The 24,089-nt window shown below is 60.1% G+C and carries 22 protein-coding genes and 1 riboswitch; of the genes, 1 reads left to right on the forward strand and 21 read right to left on the reverse strand.

The window, feature by feature from the left end:
- Nucleotides 1-3 precede the first annotated feature (3 nt).
- The 21 genes from L0U79_RS17215 to ribD all read right to left on the reverse strand — a co-directional run bounded on the left by L0U79_RS17215 (nt 4) and on the right by ribD (nt 22,576).
- Nucleotides 4-1,233 carry an FtsX-like permease family protein gene (locus L0U79_RS17215; RefSeq protein WP_233843452.1) on the reverse strand — a complete coding sequence of 410 codons (1,230 nt, stop codon included), beginning with the start codon at nt 1,231-1,233 and terminating at the stop codon, nt 4-6.
- A 1-nt stretch (nt 1,234) separates the two neighbouring features.
- Nucleotides 1,235-2,539 (reverse strand): ABC transporter permease, encoded by a 1,305-nt coding sequence (locus L0U79_RS17220; protein ID WP_233843453.1) that lies wholly within the window; start codon nt 2,537-2,539, stop codon nt 1,235-1,237.
- Nucleotides 2,540-2,564: 25 nt separating this feature from the next.
- Nucleotides 2,565-3,818, reverse strand: a complete 1,254-nt coding sequence (locus tag L0U79_RS17225) for an FtsX-like permease family protein (RefSeq protein ID WP_233843454.1) — start codon at nt 3,816-3,818, stop codon at nt 2,565-2,567.
- An 11-nt stretch (nt 3,819-3,829) separates the two neighbouring features.
- A complete protein-coding gene (locus L0U79_RS17230; protein WP_233843455.1) occupies nt 3,830-5,155 on the reverse strand; it encodes an ABC transporter permease in 1,326 nt (441 codons plus the stop codon).
- A gap of 48 nt (nt 5,156-5,203) precedes the next feature.
- Nucleotides 5,204-6,439: an FtsX-like permease family protein gene (locus L0U79_RS17235; protein WP_233843456.1), complete on the reverse strand. Its 1,236-nt coding sequence runs from the start codon at nt 6,437-6,439 to the stop codon at nt 5,204-5,206.
- 15 nt (nt 6,440-6,454) lie between these two features.
- The gene (locus L0U79_RS17240) at nt 6,455-7,765 is read right to left on the reverse strand and encodes an ABC transporter permease (protein ID WP_233843457.1); all 1,311 of its coding nucleotides are present in this window, start codon (nt 7,763-7,765) and stop codon (nt 6,455-6,457) included.
- 91 nt (nt 7,766-7,856) lie between these two features.
- Nucleotides 7,857-8,579 (reverse strand): ABC transporter ATP-binding protein, encoded by a 723-nt coding sequence (locus L0U79_RS17245; RefSeq protein WP_233843458.1) that lies wholly within the window; start codon nt 8,577-8,579, stop codon nt 7,857-7,859.
- Between the two features lie 130 nt (nt 8,580-8,709).
- A complete protein-coding gene (locus tag L0U79_RS17250) occupies nt 8,710-9,981 on the reverse strand; it encodes an efflux RND transporter periplasmic adaptor subunit (RefSeq protein ID WP_233843459.1) in 1,272 nt (423 codons plus the stop codon).
- A gap of 171 nt (nt 9,982-10,152) precedes the next feature.
- Nucleotides 10,153-10,815, reverse strand: coding sequence for a hypothetical protein (locus L0U79_RS17255; protein WP_233843460.1), 663 nt, complete (start codon nt 10,813-10,815; stop codon nt 10,153-10,155).
- A 3-nt stretch (nt 10,816-10,818) separates the two neighbouring features.
- Nucleotides 10,819-11,037: a hemin uptake protein HemP gene (locus L0U79_RS17260; RefSeq protein WP_233843461.1), complete on the reverse strand. Its 219-nt coding sequence runs from the start codon at nt 11,035-11,037 to the stop codon at nt 10,819-10,821.
- A gap of 75 nt (nt 11,038-11,112) precedes the next feature.
- On the reverse strand, nt 11,113-12,081 hold the full coding sequence (locus tag L0U79_RS17265; protein WP_233843462.1) for an aldo/keto reductase: 969 nt from the start codon (nt 12,079-12,081) through the stop codon (nt 11,113-11,115).
- Nucleotides 12,082-12,221: 140 nt separating this feature from the next.
- Entirely contained in the window at nt 12,222-12,944 is a 723-nt protein-coding gene (locus L0U79_RS17270) for a hypothetical protein (protein WP_233843463.1), read from the reverse strand.
- Nucleotides 12,945-13,139: 195 nt separating this feature from the next.
- Entirely contained in the window at nt 13,140-13,637 is a 498-nt protein-coding gene (locus L0U79_RS17275) for a phosphatidylglycerophosphatase A (protein WP_233843464.1), read from the reverse strand.
- Nucleotides 13,634-14,593, reverse strand: a complete 960-nt coding sequence (thiL, locus tag L0U79_RS17280) for a thiamine-phosphate kinase (RefSeq protein WP_233843465.1) — start codon at nt 14,591-14,593, stop codon at nt 13,634-13,636. Before thiL ends, L0U79_RS17275 begins: the two co-directional genes overlap by 4 nt.
- 175 nt (nt 14,594-14,768) lie before the next feature.
- Entirely contained in the window at nt 14,769-15,215 is a 447-nt protein-coding gene (nusB, locus tag L0U79_RS17285) for a transcription antitermination factor NusB (protein ID WP_233843466.1), read from the reverse strand.
- Nucleotides 15,215-15,676: a 6,7-dimethyl-8-ribityllumazine synthase gene (gene ribE, locus L0U79_RS17290; protein ID WP_233843467.1), complete on the reverse strand. Its 462-nt coding sequence runs from the start codon at nt 15,674-15,676 to the stop codon at nt 15,215-15,217. The genes nusB and ribE overlap by 1 nt, the downstream gene beginning before the upstream one ends.
- 77 nt (nt 15,677-15,753) lie before the next feature.
- Nucleotides 15,754-16,707, reverse strand: coding sequence for a muramoyltetrapeptide carboxypeptidase (gene ldcA, locus L0U79_RS17295; protein WP_233843468.1), 954 nt, complete (start codon nt 16,705-16,707; stop codon nt 15,754-15,756).
- 66 nt (nt 16,708-16,773) lie between these two features.
- Nucleotides 16,774-18,996 (reverse strand): glycoside hydrolase family 3 C-terminal domain-containing protein, encoded by a 2,223-nt coding sequence (locus tag L0U79_RS17300; RefSeq protein WP_233843469.1) that lies wholly within the window; start codon nt 18,994-18,996, stop codon nt 16,774-16,776.
- 232 nt (nt 18,997-19,228) lie between these two features.
- Nucleotides 19,229-20,323 (reverse strand): bifunctional 3,4-dihydroxy-2-butanone-4-phosphate synthase/GTP cyclohydrolase II, encoded by a 1,095-nt coding sequence (ribBA, locus tag L0U79_RS17305; protein ID WP_233843470.1) that lies wholly within the window; start codon nt 20,321-20,323, stop codon nt 19,229-19,231.
- A 130-nt stretch (nt 20,324-20,453) separates the two neighbouring features.
- Nucleotides 20,454-21,095 (reverse strand): riboflavin synthase, encoded by a 642-nt coding sequence (locus tag L0U79_RS17310; RefSeq protein ID WP_233843471.1) that lies wholly within the window; start codon nt 21,093-21,095, stop codon nt 20,454-20,456.
- A 136-nt stretch (nt 21,096-21,231) separates the two neighbouring features.
- Nucleotides 21,232-21,407, reverse strand: a riboswitch (FMN riboswitch).
- 80 nt (nt 21,408-21,487) lie between these two features.
- Nucleotides 21,488-22,576 (reverse strand): bifunctional diaminohydroxyphosphoribosylaminopyrimidine deaminase/5-amino-6-(5-phosphoribosylamino)uracil reductase RibD, encoded by a 1,089-nt coding sequence (gene ribD / locus L0U79_RS17315; RefSeq protein ID WP_233843472.1) that lies wholly within the window; start codon nt 22,574-22,576, stop codon nt 21,488-21,490.
- A 289-nt stretch (nt 22,577-22,865) separates the two neighbouring features.
- On the opposite strand from ribD, the gene cysK reads away from it, so the two are divergent.
- Complete coding sequence (cysK, locus tag L0U79_RS17320) at nt 22,866-23,822, forward strand: cysteine synthase A (RefSeq protein ID WP_233843473.1); 957 nt, start codon at nt 22,866-22,868, stop codon at nt 23,820-23,822.
- Nucleotides 23,823-24,089 lie beyond the last annotated feature (267 nt).

Below are 24,089 nucleotides of genomic sequence, written 5' to 3' on the forward strand. Positions count from 1 at the left end.
CCTTTACGCCGACCGTGTCGCGACGACCGGCGGCACCGCGGCCGCGCGCAACGCCGGCCCCAGCACGGCAGCCTGACCGATCGCCCACAGCAAGATCGCGCCAACTGGAAGATAGATGCCGGGCATGCGCGGCAACTCGTAGTGCACGATCAAAAACAGATTGATGCCATAAGCGAGCACCATTCCCAGCACGATGCCCATCGTGGTCAACAAAAAGTTTTCGGTCTGGAAATAATTGAGGATATTGCCGCGGGTCGCTCCCAATGCACGGCGCACGCCGATACTGCGATTGCGTTGCGCCACCCAGAAGCTTGCCAAACCCACAATCCCGAGCGCGGTGATGATCAACAATCCAAGGCTCACGCCGAGCAGAATGCCGGCCATCGAACGGTCGTTGCGGAAATAGCCGTACCGCAACTCGTCGTACGTACCCTTTTTGAGAACGATGCGGTTGGGACCCAAATCCTTCAGCTTGGCCAGCGCGCTCTTCAGCACCTGCTCGCGGTCCTGCGGCGCGCAACGGATCACATATAGCGTGCCCGACGACATGCCGATACGGATCGGATCGATCATGCTGTATTGCATGCCTTCTTCAAAATTGCCGCCGCGCGCCAGTTGCTTGACGACGCCCACCACCGTCTCGGAAATATTCTGCGCGACATAAACCTGCTTGCCGAGCGGATTCTGTCCAGGCCAAAGGCGCTCCGCCATTACCTGCGTGACGAGCGTGGAACCGGGCAAAGCGTGGTTATCGCCCCTGCGTAACATGGCGTACACATCATCCAGATCGCGATACTCGTCCGGACGAAAATCGCGACCCGCGACCAGTTGCACGCCGAGCGTACGCACCACGTCCTCGCCAAGATACTCGCCCGCGTTGATCACGTTGTTCCGTTGCATCGGATCGGTTTTGATGCCCGTATTGGACGAGGAATCGGCGAAGGGGATTTGATTGGTGGACATCGCCGATATCACGCCAGGGATTTCTTTCAGCGCGGCAATGTCGGCTGCGGTGCGCGCCATCGCGTCGGGGCGATGGCCGATATTGGCGAGCTGCACGTAAACCAGTTCGTGCTCGGCCATGCCAGTGGAAACGTTCATGCGCTCCAGACGCTGACCGATCAAAAAGATCGCGTTGCACACGATGGCGCAGGTTAGCGCAATCTGCGCAATCAACAGGCAGGCGGTGAATTTGTGCCGGCGTAATGTTGAAAGAATCGGCTTGATGTCCATGTCAGTTCGCCTTCAGCTGCAGAGCGGGTGTGATGCGGCAGGCGCGCCATGCGGGCAGCAGTCCTGCCAACAAACTTGCTAACACTGCCAGCGTCAGCGTGGCGAGCAACATCGGGATATCCATATGCGCCAACGCGGCGTAATCCGCCGGTTGATGCCGGACCAACCAAAGGCCGATCAAGGCCAATAGCAAGCCACCTACTCCACCCGCCAAACCGATAACGCCCGACTCGACCAGCAATTGCGCAAACAGCGCGCTCTGCGATGCACCCAGCGCACGACGCACGCCCAGTTCGCCGGCGCGACGCATGAACTTGGCCAGCATCAAACCCACCGTGTTCACCAGGCACACCACCAGAAAACCCAGCGCCAGCCATACCTGCAACTTCGCGTCGCTCGGCACCACGCGTTGGTAATCCAGCCACTGCATCACGTTGCGAAGGCGAACGTTAGGCGGTCGAAGAAACCGTCCGGCGGTGTGCTGATCTTCCGAATAATGCGTGAGAAACGCTTTGTACGCCGCAACATCCGCAGGGCTATCGAGTTGCACCCAGAACTGCAACCACACGCAACTCAAGTGTTCCAGGTTGTTCGGGTCGCTGCCCGTACCGCCCCAACAATTCGTAGTGCCGTCGTGTTCCAGCTTCAAATCTCGCGATGTCGACAGCGGGATATAGACATCCTCGTCGCTGTCGTAGCTACCCATGTAGAGTTCGTAAAAATGCGGATTGGGATGCCAATCACCCAATACGCCCACGATGTGAAAACTCGCATCCTGCAGCCGCAGTTCCTTGCCGACGCTGTTCGCGCCGTTGAACAGCTTGTCGTTCAACGACGATGAGATGACTGCAATTCTTGCTTTCGCATCATCCTCTCCCGCACCCCAGCCTTGGCCAAACTTGAACGGCACGCTGAACATCGGAAAGAAGTCGGCCGTGGTGTAGAGCGACGCCGCCTGGAACGGATCGACGCTCGATTGCGTCGGCTGCAACGGCACCATCCCTTCCGTCATCAACGCTTGATGCGTCGCGCGCTTGGCCTTCAGCAAGTACATGCCGTCGGTCCAGGTGAGCTGATCCGGCGGCTCTACGTTGGGCCCGAAGTCGTCCATATCCTGCGGATCGATTTGCGGGTAATACAGCGACCCGCTGCGACCCGGCAGCGGATCGCCGGAGAGCACATGCAGCACCGTCAACGTGGTCATGCTCGCGCCGATGCCCATCGCGATGGCAAGCACCATCAGCGCCGTAAGCACGCGGTTTCGCTGCAGGCTACGCAAAGCAAGACTGAAGTAGTAACTCAGCACGGCATTCCCCTTGCACCTTGTTGGCTTACACCGACCGCGTCGCCACCACCGGCGGTACGTTGGATGCGCGTCGCGCAGGCACGAACACGGCGAGCTGCCCCAACAGCATCACGACCGCAAGTCCCACCAACACGTAATACACCGGCATGCTTGCCATCTCGAACTTGCTCATCAGCACACGATTCAATGCAATGGCGAGCCCGATACCGACGACCGCGCCTACACCGGCAATCATCAGATTTTCCATTTGGAAGTAATGCAAGATATCGACCTTGCGTGCGCCCAGTGCGCGACGCACACCAATCTGGCGATGGCGTTGTCCCACCCAAAAACTGGTCAGCCCGACAATACCTGCCGCAGTAACCGCCAGTAGAATCAGGCAGACCACGCCCATCAACACCGCCATGCCAACGTCGGCGCGATACGCTTCGGTGCGAATGTCCTTGAACGATTTGACGCTGTCGTCATCCAGCACGCGCATCGGATTGATCGAATAGAGCTTCGCCGGAATGGCGCGCATCACGTCATTGAGCCGGCCCGGCTTGGTACGCACGGCATAACGCGAGAAATTGGAATTGAGACGAACCGGTTCGATGGTCGAATTCCATACGAAGGAGCTCGCCCAGCTGCTTACGGAAGGTACTTGCAGACGCTCGACTTCGCCGACGATCGTGCTCGGCGTGTTGGAGCCATCCATATAAACCACCTTACCGATCGCGGTACCCGTCGGGAACAATTTGTCGGCGAGCGCTTTGGAAACGATTACCAGATTCGCTTCACTGGGATCGCGAAAGCCTTTGTTGACGACATCGGCGGAGGTAAAATTCCGCCCGGCGACCAAATGCAGACCCAAAGTCGCCAGCAAACGTTCGTCACCGAAGTAGTACGTCGTTCGCGCATTGCCCGCGCGAAGTTCCGTGCCGGGCTTTAGCGACATCGCACCGTTCCAGCTCGACGGAAACAGCGGCAGCGTATTGACCGGCGTAACGGATTCGACGTCCGGCATTGCGCGCAGGGCGCTTAGATCTTCCTGCAACATCGCATCGAGCTTCTGGATGCTGGCCGCATCGTCGCCGCTCGGCGCGCCGACCCACTGCTGCGTGACCATGAAGAGGTTGTCCTCTTCCAGGCCGGTGGGGCGCTTCACGTTCTCGATGCGCGCGTAGATGATGAAGATCGCATTACAGACGATGGCCAGCGTCAATGCGATCTGCAAAGCGATCAGCACGACGCCCGCTTTGTGCTTGCGCAATGCCGCGATCATGGGATGCAAAGTCATGGCAGCGCTCCTTAGTTCGATTTCAGTTGCAGCGCGGGTTGCACGCGCGATGCACGGAAGGTGGGATACAGCCCGGCCAGCATGGTGGAGATCACCGCCACCAGCAGCGTAAGCGCCAACAAGCTGAAGTCGACATGGGCCAAGGTGGCGATTTCCTTGGGCAGCACCCAACCCACGCCGACGACGCCAACCCACGTCAACAACAAACCGAGCACGCCACCCGTCAAACCGACGGTGGCCGCCTCGATCAGGAACTGCGAGTAGATCGCCAAACGCGGCGCCCCCAACGCGCGGCGCACGCCGATTTCGGAGCTGCGGCGCAGGAACTTTGCCAGCAACAAACCGGCCGTGTTCACCAGGCAAACGATCAACAAACCTAGCGCCACCACCAACGACACCTTGGTATCGCTGGGCGCGACGTGCTCGCTCTCCAACCACGCGGGCAGATCGCGCAGACGGTTGTTCACGGGCCAGTTGAATCGACCGGCGGATTTTTGATCTTGGAAATAGCCATCCAAATAATCCTTATAGGAGGCTGCTGCCGCTTTGTCGTCCAGCTCCGCCATATAGGATATCCATACACACGACGATTGCTGCAGACCGACAAAGCCCGAACCTTTCGGAATTTCCGAACAGTTGGTATTGCCGTCGTTGGGCATGCCGACATCAATGGCGCGTGTAAAGGGCAGGAACACATCTTCTTGTTGGGTGGTGAATCCGCCCGTATTGACCACGTCGTAGAACACCGGCTTGGGATTCCAGTTGTCCAGCACGCCGATCACGCGGTAATCCTTGCCGTCCATGTTCAGCGTTTTGCCGACGCTATTGGCGCCAGCAAACAGCTTCTGATTGAGCTTGCCACTGATCACCACTACTGCCGCGTGTTGCGCGTCGCTGTCCGCATTCCAGCCGCTGCCGTATTTGAAGGGCACGTCGAGCATCGGGAAAAACTCGCCGTACACCGCATGACCGCCGACGTTGATCGGATGCATCGTCGGATCGGGCGGCACCACCGACGGCGACACACGATACATCGCCGATTGGTTGCGCGCGCGATGCTGTTTCATCAGCGCGACGGCATCGGTGTAATCCATCGCATCCGGCGGCTCGTTGTTGTTGGTTTGATCCAGACGCCCTTTCGGCCCCCACATATCGATCTGGGGGACAAACAGCCGCGCGGATTTCCACGGAATCGGATCGCCCGACACCGCGCGGAACACCGAGTAGCTGGTCATGGACGCTGCCACGCCGAAGCCGACGATCAGGATCATCAGCAGGGTGAGCCCAGGGCTTCGTTTCAGACTTCGTATCGCCAGATCAAGGTAATAGCCCAGCATGTACGCTTCTCCAAGATGTTTTCGTTCGTATCGAAAAACAGACGATCGTTAGGCCGGACGCGTTGCTTCGACCGGCGGTACACGCGACGCACGCAGGGCCGGCGCGAACACCGCACCCTGTCCAAGCAAAAGCAAAAGCGCGATGCCGCTCAGCACGTAAGTCAGCGGCAACAATTTCAATGCATCAAAATGCGTGACCAGCCACAGATTGAGCCCGAACGTCAGCAGCACGCCGATGGCGATGCCGCCCAGGCTGATCAACAGGTTTTCCGTCATGAAGTAGTGCAGAATGTCGCGATGAGTCGCGCCCAACGCACGCCGCACGCCGATTTGCCGGCGACGTTGGCCCACCCAAAAACTGGTAAGGCCGACGATGCCCGCTGCTGTAATGGCGAGTAGCACTCCGCAAATGACGCTCATCAAAATCGCCATGCCGCGATCGCTTTCAAAGGCGCGACGACGAATTTCCGCGTAGCTGAGCAAGCCATCCTTGGGATCGATCATGCGCATGCGATTTTCTTTGTAGAGCGCCTTAGGCGCGGCGCGCATCGCTTCGGCGAGCTGACCGGGTTTGGCGCGCACGACGTAGTAAAGCCCGAATGGCTCAGCCGGCCGGACCGGCACCACCATCGATTCGCCCGCATAAGGCTCGCTCCACGTTCCCACATCGCCGCGCTGCAATACGTCGACGATGCCGATCACGGTGATCGGATTAGGAGTCATGGCGTAGAAATGTTGACCGAGCGCATCGCCGTGCGGGAACAATTTGTCGGCCATCGCCTTGCTGATGATGGCGACGGACGGAACCACGGATTGCCTCAAACCCTGGTCGCGCACTTCTTCGGGCCTGAAGTCGCGTCCAGCGATCAGCTTCAGACCGAGCGTACGCACGAAATTGGCATCGCCCATGTAAAACGCCGCATCGCTCGTCGGAGCGCGCTGCTCTGGCGTCATGGTGATGAAGTTGTCGTTGCTGTTACCCCTGATCGGATAGTTGTTGGCGGTCGTAACATCCTGTACGCCAGGCACCTGCCGCAACGTAACAAGGTCTTGCTGAATTCGTTCCGCCGCTTCCTGCGTGGAGTACTGCTCGCCCCACTGGTTCCCGATCACAAACAAATTGGGTTCGTCGACGCCGCTGAGTTCGTTGATGTGCACCAGGCGCTGATGGATGATGAACAGCGCATTGCAAACGATGGCCAGCGTCAAGGCGATTTGCAAAGCGATCAAAACCGTGCCCGCCTTATGGCGGCGCAGTGCGGCGAGAATGGGCTGAATTTGCATAGATGCTCCCTCGCCTCAGTTGGACTTCAGTTGCCAAGCAGGCTGCACTTGCGCGGCACGCCAGGCGGGATAGAACGCAGCCGCAACGGTGGCGAAGATCGCCAACGCCAAAGACAAACCGATCAGCGATACATCCAGATGCGCGAGCCGCGCGATATCCGGTTCGAACAACACGCCCACGCCGGACATGCCAACCGCAGTGAGCAACAATCCAATCAACCCACCCGCCAATCCGACCGCTGCAGCTTCGACCAAGTATTGAGCGTAGATTTCGTGGCGAGTCGCACCGAGCGCACGGCGCACGCCGATTTCTCCTGCCCGACGCATAAATTTGGCCAACAACAAACCGATCGTATTGACCAGGCAGATGACGAAGAAACTCAATGCCACGATCAGCGAAATGCGGCTTTCGGGCGGCACCGTGTGTTCTACATCCAGCCATTTCATGACGTCGGGCAAACGTACATTCGGCGCCCACCCGAATCGGCCGGCGTGTTGCTGATCGGCCGAATAGCTTTCCAAGAATTGTCGATATCGCGCGACATCGCTCGCCGTATCCAGCTCCACCCATGGCATCAGCCAAATGCAGTTGCTTTGTAGATATTGATCCCAACCGTTGTAGGTAATCGCGCCACGGCAACTGTTTCTGCCCGCGTTATCGGTCTGCAGATCGAGCGCGCGATTGAGCGACAGATAAAAATCGGGCGGATTGTCGAAGCCGCCGCCTTCCCACGCATCGTAAAAGCGCGGCGAAGGATTCCAGCGTTTGGCGACGCCGACGATGCGATAGTCGTGTCCGGAAAGCGTGATTTTCTGGCCCACGCTGTTCGCGCCGCCAAACATGCGCTGATTGAATTCTTGACTGAGCACGACGTCGGGAGCGCGACCGTCGTCGTCGGCGTTGCTCCAACCGGCGCCATAAAGAAACGGTACGTCGAACATCGGGAAAAAGTCGGCGGTTACCGCAAAACCGCTACTGGAGACCGGCACGCTATCGGCATCGCGCGGAAGCGTCGACAAACCGACCTGATAAATAAGCGTCATGCGCGATGCCTGATGCGCGCGCATCAGCGCCATCGCGTCGACATAGTTCAACGCACCCGGCGGCTCGCCCTTTTCATTGAGTCCCGGCCCCCAGCTATCGATCTGCGGCACGAACAGCTGCGAGGACTTTTCCGGTATCGGATTGCCGGATACAGCGCGGAACACCGAGTACGTAATCATCGACGCGGACACACCGAAGGCAATCGCCATCACCATCAGCGTGGTGAGCATGGGATTGCGCCGGAGGCTGCGTAGACCGAGCTGTAGGTAGTAGGCAAACATGGGTGACTTGTTCGTCCTCTGGATATCGTTTGTCGCGAGGGTGACCCCTCACCCTGGCCCTCTCCCCAGAGGGGAGAGGGCGTAGGAGCAATTAGCCGCGGATCTGACCGGCGGCAGCGGTGTACGCCGTGTGGAAGCGCGGATCTTCCGCAAGATCCACCACCTGGCCGTCGATGATGTGCACGTTGCGCTGCGCGCGTGCGGCGAGTTCCGGATCGTGCGTCACCATCACGATGGTGGCGCCCTCGCGATGGATTTCTTCCAGCAACTCCAGCACGCCGCGCGCCATTTGCGTATCCAGGTTGCCGGTCGGTTCGTCGGCGAGCAGAAGTCTCGGGCTGCCTGCGAGTGCGCGCGCGATGGCGACGCGTTGCTGCTGACCGCCGGACAATTCCGCCGGATAGTGACGCGCGCGCGATGCTAGGCCCACACGCTCCAACGCATTCATGATGCGCTCCTTGCGCTCCGCCGTTTTCATGCCGCGATAGCGCAGCGGCACTTCCACGTTATCGAACACGTTGAGATCCGGAATCAGGTTGAACGCCTGGAAGATGAAGCCGATCTTTTCGTTGCGGATCTTCGAGCGCGCGTTGTCGTCGAGATTGCTGACCGATTGACCGTCGAGCATGTATTCGCCGCCGGTGAAGGTTTCCAACAAGCCGGCGATGGTGAGGAAGGTGGTTTTGCCTGAACCGGAGGGGCCGGTCACGGCGACGAACTCGCCTTCTTTCACGTCGATGTTGAAATCGCGTAGCGCATAGGTTTCCACCACTTCGGTGCGGTAGACCTTCGAGAGATGCGTCATCTTCAGCATGGTTGGTTCCTTCGTTAGGTTTTATGCCCCTCCTCCCGTTCGCAGGAGGAGGCTGGGAGGGGGTGAAGGTTTTGCCGTAACGGCTCACCCCACCCCAGCCCTCTCCTGCAAACAGGAGAGGGAGTAATCGTTAGCGGCTGATCACGACGCGCTGCGCGCCTTTGAAGTTGTCGGTACCGGAGATCACAATGTTGTCGCCTTCTTTCAGGCCATCGAGAATCTCCACTTTGTCGATGCTGCTTTCACCCGCGCGGATCGGCGTCTTGGTCGCCATGCCGTCGCGCACGACGTAGGCATAGGCGCCGCCGGATTCGTCGACGAACGAGCCGCGCTGCACAGTGAGTACGTTTTCGCGATGGTCGAGCAGAATGCGCACGGACAGGCGCTGATTCTGACGAAGCTGCTTGGGTGTGCCACCTGCGAAGCGCACGCGCGCGGCGACTTCGCCATTGACCACTTCCGGTGAGATAGCGCTGACCAAACCTTTCCAATCGTTGCCGTTGCCGCTGATGTCGCCACCCATGCCTACGGCAAGATCGCGCGCGAAGCTTTCCGGCACTTTCACTTCCACTTCGAGCGCGGACAGATCGATCACGCTGAGCAATTGCGCGTCTTTCGCCACGGTGGCGCGTTCGGCGATAAACAGCTGGCCGACCTGGCCGTCCACTGGCGAACGCACGTTGAGGTTGTCCACTTGGCGCTGCAGATCCTGCACCAGCAACACTTGACGATCGTGCGCGAGTTTTTTGGCTTTGATGGCGAAGTTGCCGCTGTCGCTGTCCAGATTGCGATCGGACTGCGCATGCGCCAAGGTGATTTGCGCCTTGGCCAGCGTGTCTTTGGCGCGATCCACTTCCATTTGCGGTACGCCGCCCAGGCTAAACGCTTTTTGATAGCGAGCGAGATCGCGCGCTGCGGTTTCTTCGTCGATCTTTGCGCTGTCGTACGCGTTCTGCATTTGCGAGCTCTTCTTGCGCGCATCGACTTCGGCGCTCATATAGTCCACTTGCATCGCGTCGGCGTTGGATTCTTCTTGCGCGAGCTTGTTGACGAGTTCGGGACTGTCGATCACCGCCAGCACCTGGCCTTTCTTTACCGTATCGCCGGCGTGCACTTTCAAGGTGACAGCGCCGCCGTAGGTGGCGTACATCGTAGGACTCACCGCGGCGACCACCTGACCTTCCGCAGCGATATCGCGCACGAACGGTCCGCGTTCCACGGTAGCGAACGCAAGTCGCGACGCGCTCACCGACGATTCGGCCGAAAACATGCGAGCGATGCCTGGCGCGAAGAAGCCGAGCACGACTACGCCGAGCACCGCCCCGCCGGCCCACAAGAGTTTCTTCTTGCGGCTGGGTTTGACCGCGATCAGGCGATCTTGGGCTGAAGTGTCACGAATCATGGTGCAGTCCTTAGCCGCGGACAGTGCGGCCCCACACCATGTCGAGCAATCCGCGTGCCAACGCGCGGACGACAATTTATTTGCTTTTATTCAATCACTTATAGGCACCACGAAGCAGCCACTCACTGTCCGCGGACACTGGCCGGACAGCGGACAGACGGCGATTCGCGGTCACGCCCGCAACGACGTCGATTCGGTTTGCGCGATGCGAGTGGCGACCTGCTGCCCCAACGTCGACAGCGACATGCCACGGTCTTGCTCAAACACTAACAAACCGACCCATTCGCGCAGACGAAAGCTCACCACGCTCGCATTGTCGGCGCGTAGCGGCTGGATATCCATGGAAGCGAATCCATCGCGGTCCACCACACACGATGCCGTCAAGGCATCCCAAGCGAGATAGTCGGTATCGGGCAGCAGATGCCATCGCGCGCGCGTGCGGCCGAAGCGATCCACACATTCGCACCATTCGCGCGGGCCATCGCTGGTGACGGCGCTGATGGCGACAAGCCACTGCGCTTGAAGCAAGGGCGCGAACGCCGGATCCGAAATCAGTACGCCGGTCGACGCAACATCGAGTGCGTCGCGACGGGACGCGGCATGCAGATAAAGCACTGAGCCCAATCCTGGCAACAAGTCGACCAATGCATATGGCGTGATGCGTCGAACGCGACGAGAGACATGGTTCCGCGGAGCGCGGCGACCAAGCGTTGAGGAATGAGCGGCGAGCCAGCCGAACATGGCGATCTCCTGATGGAAGACCCGGCTGGCGTAAGCGAGAGCTTGCTGGCGAGAGGTATGGATAAAAACGCCGCTGCGAGGCAGAGCGGGCATGAATTACTTGGTAAGGATCAGCTTGCCGTTGCGCGTCAAACGCAGATGGTATTCGCTGCCCATATGCTGGATCACCAGCTCGCGCTCCCCGGCTAGCAAGCGCTGACTGGAAATACGACGAATCGCCGAGGTGGACGCGCTTCCGCCGTCGTCGCTTGCAAGCGATGGCCTTGGTGGCTGCGGCAAGCGGGTAAGCGTTAGCAGCGTGCCGGTCGTAGACATGACAAGACTCCAATCGTCAGGGGTGTCGATTGGATGATAATGATTCTCATTTATGAGTCAAGCACCCCCGCGCCATCAGGCGAGCGCTTGCTCGATCCGCTCCTTCAACGCCAGATCGAAGCGCGGCAAAAGATCCAGCACACCCAGGTTCTGCTCCAACTGCTCCTTCCGACTCGCACCCAGCATCACCGTCGACACATGCGGATTGGCGAGACACCACGCAATGGCGAGCTGCGCCATCGTTGCGCCAACCTCCGCGGCAATCGCCGGCAAGCGTTTCACTTTTTCCACGCGCTCGCCGCCTTCGCCCAGCACCATATCGCGCAGCCATTCGTAACCCGGCTGCGTGAGACGCGAACCTTGCGGCACACCCTGGTTGTATTTGCCGCTCAACAAACCCGACGCAAGCGGCGACCAGATCGTGGTGCCCATGCCGTAACTGGCGTAGAGCGGCGCGTATTCCTGCTCGACACGTTCGCGGTGCAATAAGTTGTACTGCGGTTGCTCGACCACCGGCGCGTACATATGCATCGCCTGTGCGATGCGATGCGCTTCATGAATCGCCGCGACCGGCCATTCGCTCGTTCCCCAATACAGCACTTTGCCTTGGCGAATCAGCGTATCCATCGCCGCCACGGTTTCTTCGATCGGCGTTTCCGGATCAGGGCGATGGCAGAAATAAAGATCCAGATGGCCCACGCGCAAACGTTCCAGCGCTTGATGACATGCTTCGATCACATGCTTGCGCGACAAGCCGCGCTGCGTCGGTCGCGGTTTTTCCACCGCGCCGAAATACACTTTGCTCGATACGCAATAACTGTCGCGCGGAAAACGCAGATCGGCCAACACATCGCCCATCAGGCGCTCGGCTTCGCCGTGGTTGTACGTTTCCGCGTTATCGAAAAAATTGATGCCGCGATCCCACGCCAACGCAAGCATGTCGCGCGCTTCCGAACGGCCTACCTGGCGGCCGAACGTGACCCATGCGCCGAACGAAAGCGCGGACAACTGCAATCCGGTACGGCCAAGACGACGGTATTGCATGGCGATCTCCTGATTCGCGTTTCGCCCTCGGGGGAAAGGAGGACAAATCCAGCGGTCAGGATACGGTAGGTCGGGTGAGTAAAGCGATCACGCCAAAGACGAAAGACATCACGCTTTGCTTTGTTGGCCCGATTTTTTGCTCAACGAACGTTGAAATCGAGGATATTGGTATCGATGGTGCGTTGATCGTTATGCACACGCAGTGTCACAGCAACGCCATATTTCTCCAGATACGCGAACGTCACCTTCTCCGTTTCCATGCCGTTGGAATCGATGGCGCGGCAATTCATTTCCTGCGCCTGGCCCTCGATCGCCGGACTCAGTTGCGCCGCGTTATAGGTTTTGCCGCTATCGCACAAGAATTGACCGGGATCGGGGAACGCATCCTTGCCCGGATCGCCGTACAAATACACAAACGCGGCGTGCGCGCTCGTGCCCGTGTCGAATTTGAGAATCTTGCGTGGTCCTTGAACCGGCGGCACCTTGTCGGCGCGTGCGGAGACGCTCTGCGTCAAAAACGAAAAATAACCGCGGTACGTCAGGCCCAACTGCGTCGCGACATTCGCGCCGTTGTCCTGCACGATCTGCAAGCTGCGCACTAAACCGTGCCCCGCATTTTCAAGCGTGACGATCGACGAATAGGTAGCAGGCTGCGCCTGGCCTTCCGTAATGACTTGGTCGCGCGTATGCATCACGATTTGGTTGAACGACACAGGCGCAAGATTCGCGCGCGTGATCGCATCCTTGACGTCGGCATTGAGCGCGTCGAACGTAAAGTGCTGCGCGAAATAACTCCCGGCGGATTCGGTCGTAGGCGGCGGCGCGCCGGCGTCGGCAGGATTGCCGTTGCCAGCTGTTTGCATGCCGCTTGCATGCGCGAGTGGCGCCATGACGAGCAACGAAACTACCGCCGATGCCAAACAACTTTTCGCCCGCATCATGAGACCGACCTCTACCTGTAAGTGCCCCTTACGATAGCAAGGTCAATCGACGTTCGGTAAAAGTCGTTGCGCAATCTTCATTGTATGTGGCGTGTCGCCAAATCTTGCGCCGCGCCGTCACACGTAGCTGAGCAACATTTTCAGCAGAACCGCGGCGATCAACCCGGCGACGACATCGTCGACCATCACACCAAGACCACCCTTCAAATGTCGGTCCAGGTACCGGATCGGCCAGGGTTTCCACACATCGAACAGACGGAACAAGACGAAGCCGGCGATAACGGCCCACCACGGTGCGACTAACGCAGGCAGCAGCGCAATCCACTGACCGACGAACTCATCCCACACAAGGCTGCGATGATCGTCCACACCCAAGGCGCGCCCCGCGACATCGCAGGCCCACACGCCGATAACAAAGCCCACCACAATCACCAACACGTTCATTGGCAACGACAGCTGGCGCAGCAGCAGCCACGGCAAAATCGCCGCGAGCGAACCGAACGTACCTTGCGCGACTGGCGCAAGGCCCGAACCGAAACCGCACGCCAACCAACCTGCTGGGGTGGAAAGCAGCGCGCGTCGTTGTGCGGTCGTCAAAACTTTGCGTTCGCTCATGCGCTGAAATGATCCCAGCCTTTGCGGCTCTGTTCGAGTCGTTGCCCGTCGCGATCGCGCACATGAATGCGATCGCCTTCCACGATGCGTCCGATGCGAGTCGCCCCGCAACCAAGCTTGGCGAGATCGGCCTGCACCGCGGCGACGTGTCGCATTGGCACGGTGAAACACAATTCGTAATCGTCGCCACCGCTGAGCGCGAACTCGCGCGATACAGCGTCGTCGAAAAGATCGAGCAACGCGGAAGAACGCGGTAATAGATCGGCATCCACATCCGCACCGACACCGCTGATTTCGCAGATGTGACCGAGATCGGCAAGCAAGCCATCGGAAATATCGATACATGCGCTTGCGCGTTCGCGCAGGGCAAGGCCTGCGGCGATACGTGGCGTAGGTCGATTGAGGCGCTCGATCAAGTAATCCGATTGTGCGTCGCCGCGGCCATTTTGCTGCACCAGCCGCAAGCCGCCAGCGGCGTCGCCGAGTGTTCCGGTCACCAGCACCGCGTCGCCGATTTGCGCACCCGCACGCGTCAACGCTTTGCCAGGCGGAACGAAACCGTGCACGGCGACGCTTACCGTCAATGCACCGCGCGTAGTGTCGCCGCCGACTAGTGCAAGCCGATACGCCTTCGCCAATTGAGCGAAACCGGTGGCGAAGTTATCGATAAATTCGACATCGGCGTTTTGTAGGGTCAACGCCAACAACGCCCACGCGGGCGTCGCGCCCATTGCGGCAAGATCGGACAGATTCACCGCGAGCGATTTCCAGCCGATATCCGCTGCCGCGGTGCCACGTGGGAAATGCACGCCTTCGATCATGGTGTCGATCGCAACGGCCAGTTCCTGGCCCGGCGGCACGGCGAGCAAAGCGGCGTCATCGCCAATGCCAAGACGCACATCGTCGCGTCCTTGCGCGGTGCGTTCGCGAATGCGATCGATAAGGGAGAATTCCATGGAACCTCTTTACACCCTCTCCCCTGCGGGGAGAGGGCTGGGGTGAGGGGCAAGTCTTGCGAGAGAGTATCCAGTCGCCGCGCACATGAAGCGATACTTCGCAGTTAACGCAATGTTCGCGGCAAGTGCGACCCCTCACCCCAACCCTCTCCCCGGAGGGGAGAGGGAGCTCAAGCTAGCCCTTTTTCTCGGTCGTACGCAGTTGCGCCGCCAACTTATCCAACACACCGTTCACGTAACTGTGCCCGTGGTCCGCACCAAAGCGCTTTGTCACTTCGATCGCTTCGTTGATGATCACGCGATACGGCACATCCGGTCGATACTTCAATTCGTAGGCCGCCAGACGCAGCGCCGCGCGCTCGACCGGATCGATCTGTGCGACATCCCGATCGATATACGGTTTGAGCGCTTCGTCGAGCGTGTCGAGATTTTGTTCTACGCCGCGCAGCAGATCTTCGAAGTACTCCAGATCCGCCACTTCCATATCTTGCTCGTGACGGAACTGTTCGATCACCGCCGTCATCTTGCTGCCGCTCATCTGCCAGGCGTAGACCGCCTGCAATGCACGACGACGAGCACGCGAGCGCGCGGCGAGATCGATGCCTTCGGGACGTGAATTCATTACAGCTTTCCGTACAGATTGACCATTTCCAGCGCGGCGATGGCGGCGTCGGCGCCCTTGTTGCCCGCTTTCGTGCCAGAACGTTCGATGGCTTGTTCGATGGTGTCGGTGGTCAGCACGCCGAAGGCGACCGGCACGCCAGAACCCAGGGCCGCTTGAGTGAGCGCCTTGGCGCATTCGCCGGCGACGAAGTCGAAATGCGGCGTGGCGCCACGGATGACGGCGCCGAGCGCGATCACCGCGGCGTATTTGCCCGAGTTCGCCAGCTTGTGTGCAGCCAGGCCGATTTCCCACGCGCCTGGCACGCGAATCAGATCGATGGCGTCGTCGCTGACGCCGTGGCGCACCAGCGCGTCGCGCGCGCCCGCGACCAGCGGCTCGACGACAAAACCGTTGAATCGGCCGGCGACGATGGCGAAACGGCCTTTGGGCGTGGCGAAATCGCCTTCGATGGTCTTCATATCGGGTGTTCCTGTGTGCGGGCGCTCGCCCACGGCAAGCGCGCTATTTTACGGGTTTAGGGAGGGGGTTGCTTGGTTTAGCCCATCGACGGCTCATGGGGGCGGCGCAGATGCGGATAGCCGTGAAAATCCAGGCTGGCCCGCTTGCCCACCACGCGCAGCCGCGCGGGAACCCCGAAAGGCAGGGTGAATTTGTCCGCTTCGTGCCCGAACGGCATGCCGGAAAGCACTGGAATGCCCGCTATGCGGCGAATCTGGTCGAAACCGTCCGCCAGGTCGTAGCCGTTGTCGTAGGCCGCCGGACGGCACTGGGTGAAATCGCCGAGGATCAGGGCTCGCTGTCGGCCAAGAACACCCGACAGATGCAGCTGATAAAGCAACCGCTCGATGCGGAACGGCGGTTCGCCGATGTCCTCGACGAAGAGAATGCCGCCCTCGATGCGTGGGAAGTACGGCGTCTGCAGCAGGCTGCAAAGCATGGCGAGATTGCCGCCCCACAGCGGCCCTTCCACAGCCAGCTCCACGGCTTCGTTGCACTCCCAGCTCGCATTGCCTTGCGGCGAGCTCAGCGTGCGCCAGAAGTGGCGCCACGTGAGCGGACTGAGTCGTTGCGCGCCGAAATCCGGACCAAGCATCGGGCCGCCGAATGTGACGATGCCGCTCTTCGCGTACAACGCCATCTGCAACGCGGTGAAATCGCTATGACCGACGAGCGCGATCGGCTGACCGGCAAGACGTTCGCGTAATGCGTCGTAGTGCAAATGATCAAGTAAACGCGTCGCGCCGTATCCGCCGCGAATAGACAGCGCGATATCCGGCAACGTATCGAGTGTCGCCAAACCGTTGATGTCGCTCGCACGTTGCGTATCGCTGCCCGCGTAGCGCAATTCGGCGCGGTCGATCACCTCGGGCGCTTCCACCACGCAGCCGGCATCGTGCAGACGTGCGATGCCGCGCGTCATGGCGTCGCGATCGTGCGGATATCCGGAAGGCGCGATCAGGCGAACGCGACAGGTATCAAAAGCCTGCATGGCTGCATGGTCCTTGTTGTTTCGACTTGGGTCCTAAAATGCGGCTGCGCAATCGTTTGTTCCGAATCAAGGAGCCACGGTTGCCGCCGCGACGGTCGCGTCGCCTTTCAATACAAAATCGCGCGACGAATGTCCGACCTGGATCGGATAATCGCCCGCCGCGATCTGCCAACGATGTCCCGGCACATCGAAGATGGCGAGCAAGCGCGGATCGATCGTGACGCTTACTGTGCGACTTTGCCCAGGTTGCAGCGACACCTTCTCGAAACCCGCGAGTCGACGCGGCGCCTCACCGCTATCAGCCGGCATACCGACGTAAACCTGCGGCGTATCCATGCCTTCGCGATCGCCCGCGTTGCTGACTTTGAAACTCACCGTGACATGCTCGCCGTCGGTGTTGATATGAAGATCGCTGTAATCGAAGTGGCTGTATGAAAGACCGAAGCCGAACGGGAACAACGGTTTTAGATCTTTCTTGTCATACCACTTGTAGCCAACGGCGGCGCCATCGATGTTGTAATCGACGTCCTGCGCATTGGTGATCTGCGGGCGCGGTAGTTGCTGTTCGTCTTTCGGGAACGTAACGGGCAATCGACCGGACGGATTCACCTTGCCCGTAAGCACGTTGGCGATAGCGTCGCCGCCGCGTGCGCCCGGATACCAGGCCTCCACCACCGCACTCACTTTCGACAACCACGGCATGGTGACCGGACCGCCGTTTTCCAGCACCACCACGGTGTGCGCATTGGCGACCGTCACGGCGTCGATCAACGCATCCTGTTTATCGGGCAAGGAAAGATTGGGCACATCCACGCCTTCGGACGTCCACTGCGTGGCGAACACGATGGCCGCATCCGACGACTTCGCCAACGCTGCTGCCTTGGCTGGATCGCTACCGTCGTCGTAGATCACTTTCGCATTCGGCAGCAGCTTCTGCAACGCCTTCATCGGCGATGAAGGATCGTAAACTTTCCACTGCCAATCCGGCCCTTTCACCGCAGGAATGGCCGGGCCACCAATCGGCCACACTTCGGCCGAACCGCCGCCTGAAAGCACGCCGGCGTCGGCGTGACCGCCAATGATGGCGACCGTTTTGATCGTGGGTTTAAGCGGCAGCGCGCGGCTTTCGTTTTTCAGCAAAACGATGGCTTGTTCCGCAGCATGCTGCGACACCAACGCGTCGCCTTCGACATCGAGCGGCTTGATCACCGGTGGATGATCGAACAAGCCCACCGCAAACATGGAACGCAGAATGCGATGCACCATGTCGTGCACGCGCGCATGCGTGACGTCGCCCTTGGCGATCGCCTGCGTCAACGGCGCGCCGAAACTGCTCGACATGCTGCCGATGCTGAGGCCTGTCGTCAGATCGATGCCCGACACCTGATCGGTGCCGGCCATCGCGTCCATCGGGCCGTGATCGGCACCCCAATCGGTCATCACCCAACCGAGATATTTCCAATCGCCCTTAAGGATATCCACCAGTAAATGGTGATTGGAGCAATTCCAAATTTCGTTGACCTTGTTGTAACCGCACATCACCGAACCGGGATGACCGTCTTCGATCGCCATTTCGAACGCAAGCAGATCCGATTCGCGCATCGCGCGCTCGTCGATGTTGGAACTGACGGTAAGGCGATTGGTTTCCTGATCGTTCACCGCGTAGTGCTTGATCGTCGACACCACATGCTGCGATTGGATGCCGCGAATTTCCGCGCCGTCGATGCGCGAGGCCAACAGCGGATCTTCGCCGAGGTATTCGAACGTGCGGCCGTCACGCGGTTCGCGCGTAAGGTTGATGCCGCCGGCCAGCAGAATGTTGATGCCTTGGCGAAACGCCTCATCGCCGATCATGCGGCCGCCTGCGTACGCGATTTGCGGATTCCAGGTGGCGGCGATGCCGATCAACGACGGCAACGGCGTGGTATTGCCCGCTTCGCCGCGCACATGGTTCGGCTGCTTGCCCGGGCCGACATCTAACGGATAGTTGTGTACGCCGATGCCCGCATCGTTCTGCTGCTGCGCCGGAATGCCCAACTTCGGCAACGCCGACACATAGCCGGCCGTACCGATACCGCCTGGCGGCTGCTGCGCCACCATGGTGTTGTAACTCTGCAACAGATGACGCATGTCCTCCATCGACATGCGCTTCTCCAGCTTGGTCGCACGATCATCCGGCGACGCGCCGCTTTGCGCCGCAAACGCCGACGCGGCGCCGAGAAGTGAAAGAGCAGTGAACAAGGCCGTGCGTGCGCGCGGCAGGGCAAGCGAACGATCAGCGAGCTTCATTCCGGTCCCTTCGTGTGTGGAGCAAAGTCGATACCGCAAGCATGCCATGAAGCGATGCGTTTCGAACGCATCTTGGGGGCCAAACTGTGCGCAGAATCTGCAATCCCCGTTGCACTGGCGAATGCTGAGGCCTCGCGTCTTTGTTTTTCTGCGGGCTTAAAGTCACTGGGCCCCGGCGTTCGCTGGGGCAACGAGAAGTGGATTCATCGGGAGATTTTTGCGACTTAGGCGCTTAGTGCTCCGCGTATTCCACAACCTCCAACCCGAACCCCGCCAATCCCACCATCTTGCGCGGCGTACCCAGCACGCGCAGGCGATGCACGCCCAGATCGGTGAGGATTTGAGCACCGAGGCCGTGCTGGCGCCATTCCTGGTCCTGGTCGTTAGGCGCTTGCACGGCGGGTTGTCGATTGAGACGACGCAGCAGCGCATCCGGTGTGTCTTCGCCGGAAAGCACCAGCAGCACACCGCGATTTTCGTCGGCGATGCGGCGCAGCGCAGCGGTGACGGTCAAGCCCAGATCGTCGCGATGCAAATGCAAAACGTCCGACAAGGTGTTGCGCATATGCACGCGGCAAAGCACCGCGTCGGCGCCGTCGACCGCGCCGCGCACCAGGGCGAAATGAAGTCCGTGACGAATCGCATCGCGATACGCCACCAGACGGAACGGACCGAATTCGGTCTGCACGTCTTCTTCATAAACGCGTTGCACCGTCTTCTCGGTTTCCAACCGATAGCGAATAAGGTCGGCGATGGAGCCGATCTTCAATCCGTGCTTCTTCGCAAAAATCTCAAGCTCCGGACGACGCGCCATGGAGCCGTCTTCGTGCAGCACTTCGATCAACACCGCGGATGGTTCCAAGCCTGCCAAAGCAGCCAGATCGCAACCCGCTTCGGTGTGCCCCGCACGCGTCAGCACGCCACCCGGCTGCGCGGTCAGCGGGAAGATGTGACCGGGCTGGGAGAGATCATGCGGCTTGGCATGCGGCTGCACCGCCACCTGGATGGTACGTGCGCGATCGTGCGCGGAAATGCCGGTGGTGACGCCTTCCGCCGCTTCGATCGAGACCGTGAAATTGGTTTGATAGGGAGAGGTGTTGTCGACCACCATCGGACGCAACCCGAGCTGACGCGTGCGCTGTTCGGTGAGCGTCAGGCACACCAGCCCGCGCGCCTCGCGCACCATAAAGTTGATGTCCTCGGGCCGCACCATTTGCGCGGCCATGATCAGATCGCCTTCGTTCTCGCGATCTTCATCGTCCACGATCACCACCATGCGACCGGCACGGATGTCTTCGAGGATTTCGGGAATGGTATTGAATGCCATGTGTTCTATTCCTTGATGTGAGCTCCCTCCCCTGCTTGCAGGGGAGGGTTGGGGAGGGGTTGCACGCATTAGCGAAAAACCTCACCCCACCCAACCTCCCCCTGCAAGCAGGGGGAGGCGTTAATGAAAATCACGCGAACCCGTGCTGCTTGAGAAACGCTTCATCGATACGCGACGCTTCGCCGCCGCCGATCAAGCGCTCGACATAGCGCGCTACCACGTCCACTTCGATATTCACTGCGTCGCCCGACTTGCGCGCATGAAAGGCCGTGTGTTCCACCGTGTGGGGAATCAGGTTCACGCCAAAGCGATGACCGTTCACTTCGTTGACGGTGAGGCTGGTGCCATCGATGCAGATGGAGCCTTTCGACGCGATATAACGCGCGAGCGGCGCCGGCACTTCGAACGTCCAGCGTTGCGAACGACCGTCGGGCGCGATGGAAATCACTTTGCCCACGCCATCGACATGACCGGAAACCAGATGGCCGCCCAAACGGTCCGCCAGCCGCAACGCTTTTTCCAGATTCACCGGATCGCCGGCTTTGTGCTTGCCCAGCGTAGTGAGCGACAGCGTTTCGTTGGAGACATCGGCGGCGAAACCGCGCGACTCCAGCGTAACGGCCGTGAGGCATACGCCCGATACGGCAATGCTGTCGCCGAGTTGCACATCCGAAAGATCGAGATCGGCCGTATCGACATGCAAACGCACATCGCCGCCACGCGACTCCAGCCGCGCGATGCGGCCGACGCTCTGAATGATGCCGGTAAACATCAGCGCACCTCCCCGAATAGATGTCCGCGGAAGGTGGATCGAGCTTGAGAATGAATAATCATGAACGTTCTCCACGCAAGGTTCTGTGGGAACGCCCCAAGGCAAAAGGCACACGCATCGCTCGCGCGATGCATGCTGCCGTCTTCTTTCATCCGGACTTTGAGTTGCCCCGGCGAACCGAAACAACCTGACCGTCGGCTCCGGCATTGGACCGGATCTGCTGACCTTCCGAAACCGCCGGAAGCGCTCGCGGGCTTAAGTCTTGCGACTCCTACCGCCGGTGGGGAATTCCGCCCCGCCCTGAAGACGTTTTGTGTGAGTGCCGGAAACCGGCCGGGAAAGTTTAACACCGGGACCGCCCCGGGATCGGTCCGGTCAACGGATTTAAGCGTTCACGCTGGCGAACGCAGGCGAATTCGCCAGTCCGCGCCGACCTGGCGCTGGTCGATGACCTCCAAACGCCAGCGCGAGGCCATATCCGTGAGCGACGGCAGATGCATCAGGGGACGCGCCGCGTCGCCCAGCATGACGGGGGCGACATACAAAAGCACTTCGTCGGCGAGCCCGGCAGCGAACAAGGCGCCGCATAAAGTAGGGCCAGCTTCGACGTGGAGTTCATTGCAGCCGCGTTCTGCGAGCAGGTTGAGCACGGCATTCAGATCGAGCGCACCGCCTTTTTCGGTCATGGCAATCAGTTCGACGCGCGCGAATCGATCGTCGACGACGCTCGCCGTTTCACTATGCAGCAGCAGCGTGGACGTTTGGCCGTCCAATACATGGCTGCCCGTCGGTGTGCGCAAATGGCGATCGAGAATCACCCGCCACGGCGATGTGTGTGGCGCATCGACCCGCGCGGTGAGCTGCGGATTATCCGCAAGTACGGTTCCCACGCCGGTAAGAATGGCCGAACTGCGCGCGCGCCAGCGCTGCACATCCGCGCGCGCTGCTTCACCGGTAATCCATTTCGATTCGCCATTCGCCAAGGCGGTGCGACCGTCGAGGCTCATCGCCAATTTCACGCGCACCCAGGGGCGATGGCGCTCGATTCGGCTGAAAAATCCGATATTGATATCGCGCGCCGTGTCGCGCATCAAACCGCTTTCCACGGCGATGCCCGCGGCGCGCAGTTTTTCGATGCCTTTTCCAGCAACTTGAGGAAACGGATCTTCGGCGGCAATGACCACGCGCGCGACACCCGCCGCGATCAGCGCATCCGCGCACGGTGGCGTGCGACCGTGATGCGCGCAAGGTTCCAGCGTGACATACGCCGTGGCGCCGCGCGCTTGCTCTCCCGCTTCACGCAACGCATGCACCTCGGCGTGCGGCTCGCCGGCGCGCTCGTGCCAGCCCTGCCCCACAACCCGTTCGCCATGAGCGATAACGCAGCCCACGCGGGGATTTGGCTGGGTCGTAAACAGACCACGCTCGGCCAGGCGCAGGGCCTGCGCCATGTGCATAGCATCGATGGCCGAGAAGGTCATGGAAGCGTCCGAATATCGATATGCATGATCGTCAGTGTGCGGGATCGCGTCAGGTTTGTCGCGTCGCGGATATTGGGAGTAGCCTTGGGGACGCTCTGACTCATTCTGCGCGGGCGTCACCGGTTCTATTCGTTCGCAGACCGCAGGACCATCGGCGAAGACAGACTGGCTGTCTGTCAAGACGACGGGCCGAAGGGATGCGGACGAATAGAATCGGCCCGAAGGGTGATGTCCACGCAGAATGAGTCAGAGCATCCCCATACTTTCATTTTCTGCCCGGACATCCCCCATGATCTACGAAAGCATCCTGGACACCATCGGCAGTACCCCGATCGTTCGCCTGCATCGCGTCGCACCCAAGCACGTCACGCTGTACGCGAAGGTGGAGGCATTCAATCCCGGCGGTTCGGTGAAAGATCGCCTCGCTATCGCGGTGATTCTCGACGCGGAAAAGAAAGGCCTGCTCAAACCCGGTGATACCGTCGTGGAGGCGACATCCGGCAACACGGGCGTCGCGTTGGCGATGGTGTGCGCCGCGCGCGGCTATCAATTCGTCGCGGTCATGACTGAAACGTTTTCGATCGAACGACGCAAGCTGATGCGCGCATACGGCGCCAAAGTGCTTCTTACGCCGGCGGCCGAGCGTGGTACCGGCATGGTGCGCCGTGCCGAGGAGCTGTCGAAGAAATATGGTTGGTTTTTGCCGCGGCAATTCCAGAATCCGGCAAACCCGGCGTATCACCGCAGCACCACCGCCGCGGAAATTCTGCGCGATTTCGCCGGCAAACGACTGGACGCGTTCGTCACGGGCTGGGGGACGGGCGGCACGCTCACCGGCGTTGGCGAAATGCTGAAGCTCGCACGTCCCGACGTAAAAATCGTGGTGTCCGAACCGGCTGGCGCATCGTTGCTTTCGGATCAGCCATGGCAACCGCACAAAATTCAAGGTTGGACGCCGGACTTTGTGCCCGAAGTGCTCAACCGCAAAATATTCGATATCGACCTGCCGGTCGACGATGTGCTCGCTCGCGATACATCGCGTCGTCTTGCCAAGGACGAAGGCGTTTTTGTTGGTATTTCGGCTGGGGCGACCGTGGCTGCGGCGCTCAAGTTTGCGGAGACCGCCGAAGAAGGTAGCGTGATTTTGGCGATGTTGCCGGATACAGGCGAGCGTTATTTGTCCACGTTCTTGTTTGAAGGCGTGGCCGAAGGTTCCGACGACGAGTGGTTGGCGAGTCTCAGCTAACCACTATCGTTGATCTTGCCTCACCGTCATTCCGGCGCAGGCCGAGGTGCCTTTCAACAGCGCAGCTGGTCAATCCAGTTTAGATACGCGTCCGAAGGACACATCAAATAACTAGTTGTGTGCTTCGCACGGCTTATTTGTACTGGATGATTCGCTTCGCTCACCCCTTTGGGGCCGTCCTTCGGACGTTCTCCGCGCTTCGCGCTCCGTCCGGCTTACGCCGGAATGACGGTGAGGAAGTTGGATTGTGTTGGCACGCAAACGCCG

It is taken from the genome of Dyella sp. 2HG41-7 (assembly GCF_021390675.1).
Lineage (GTDB): Bacteria > Pseudomonadota > Gammaproteobacteria > Xanthomonadales > Rhodanobacteraceae > Dyella_B.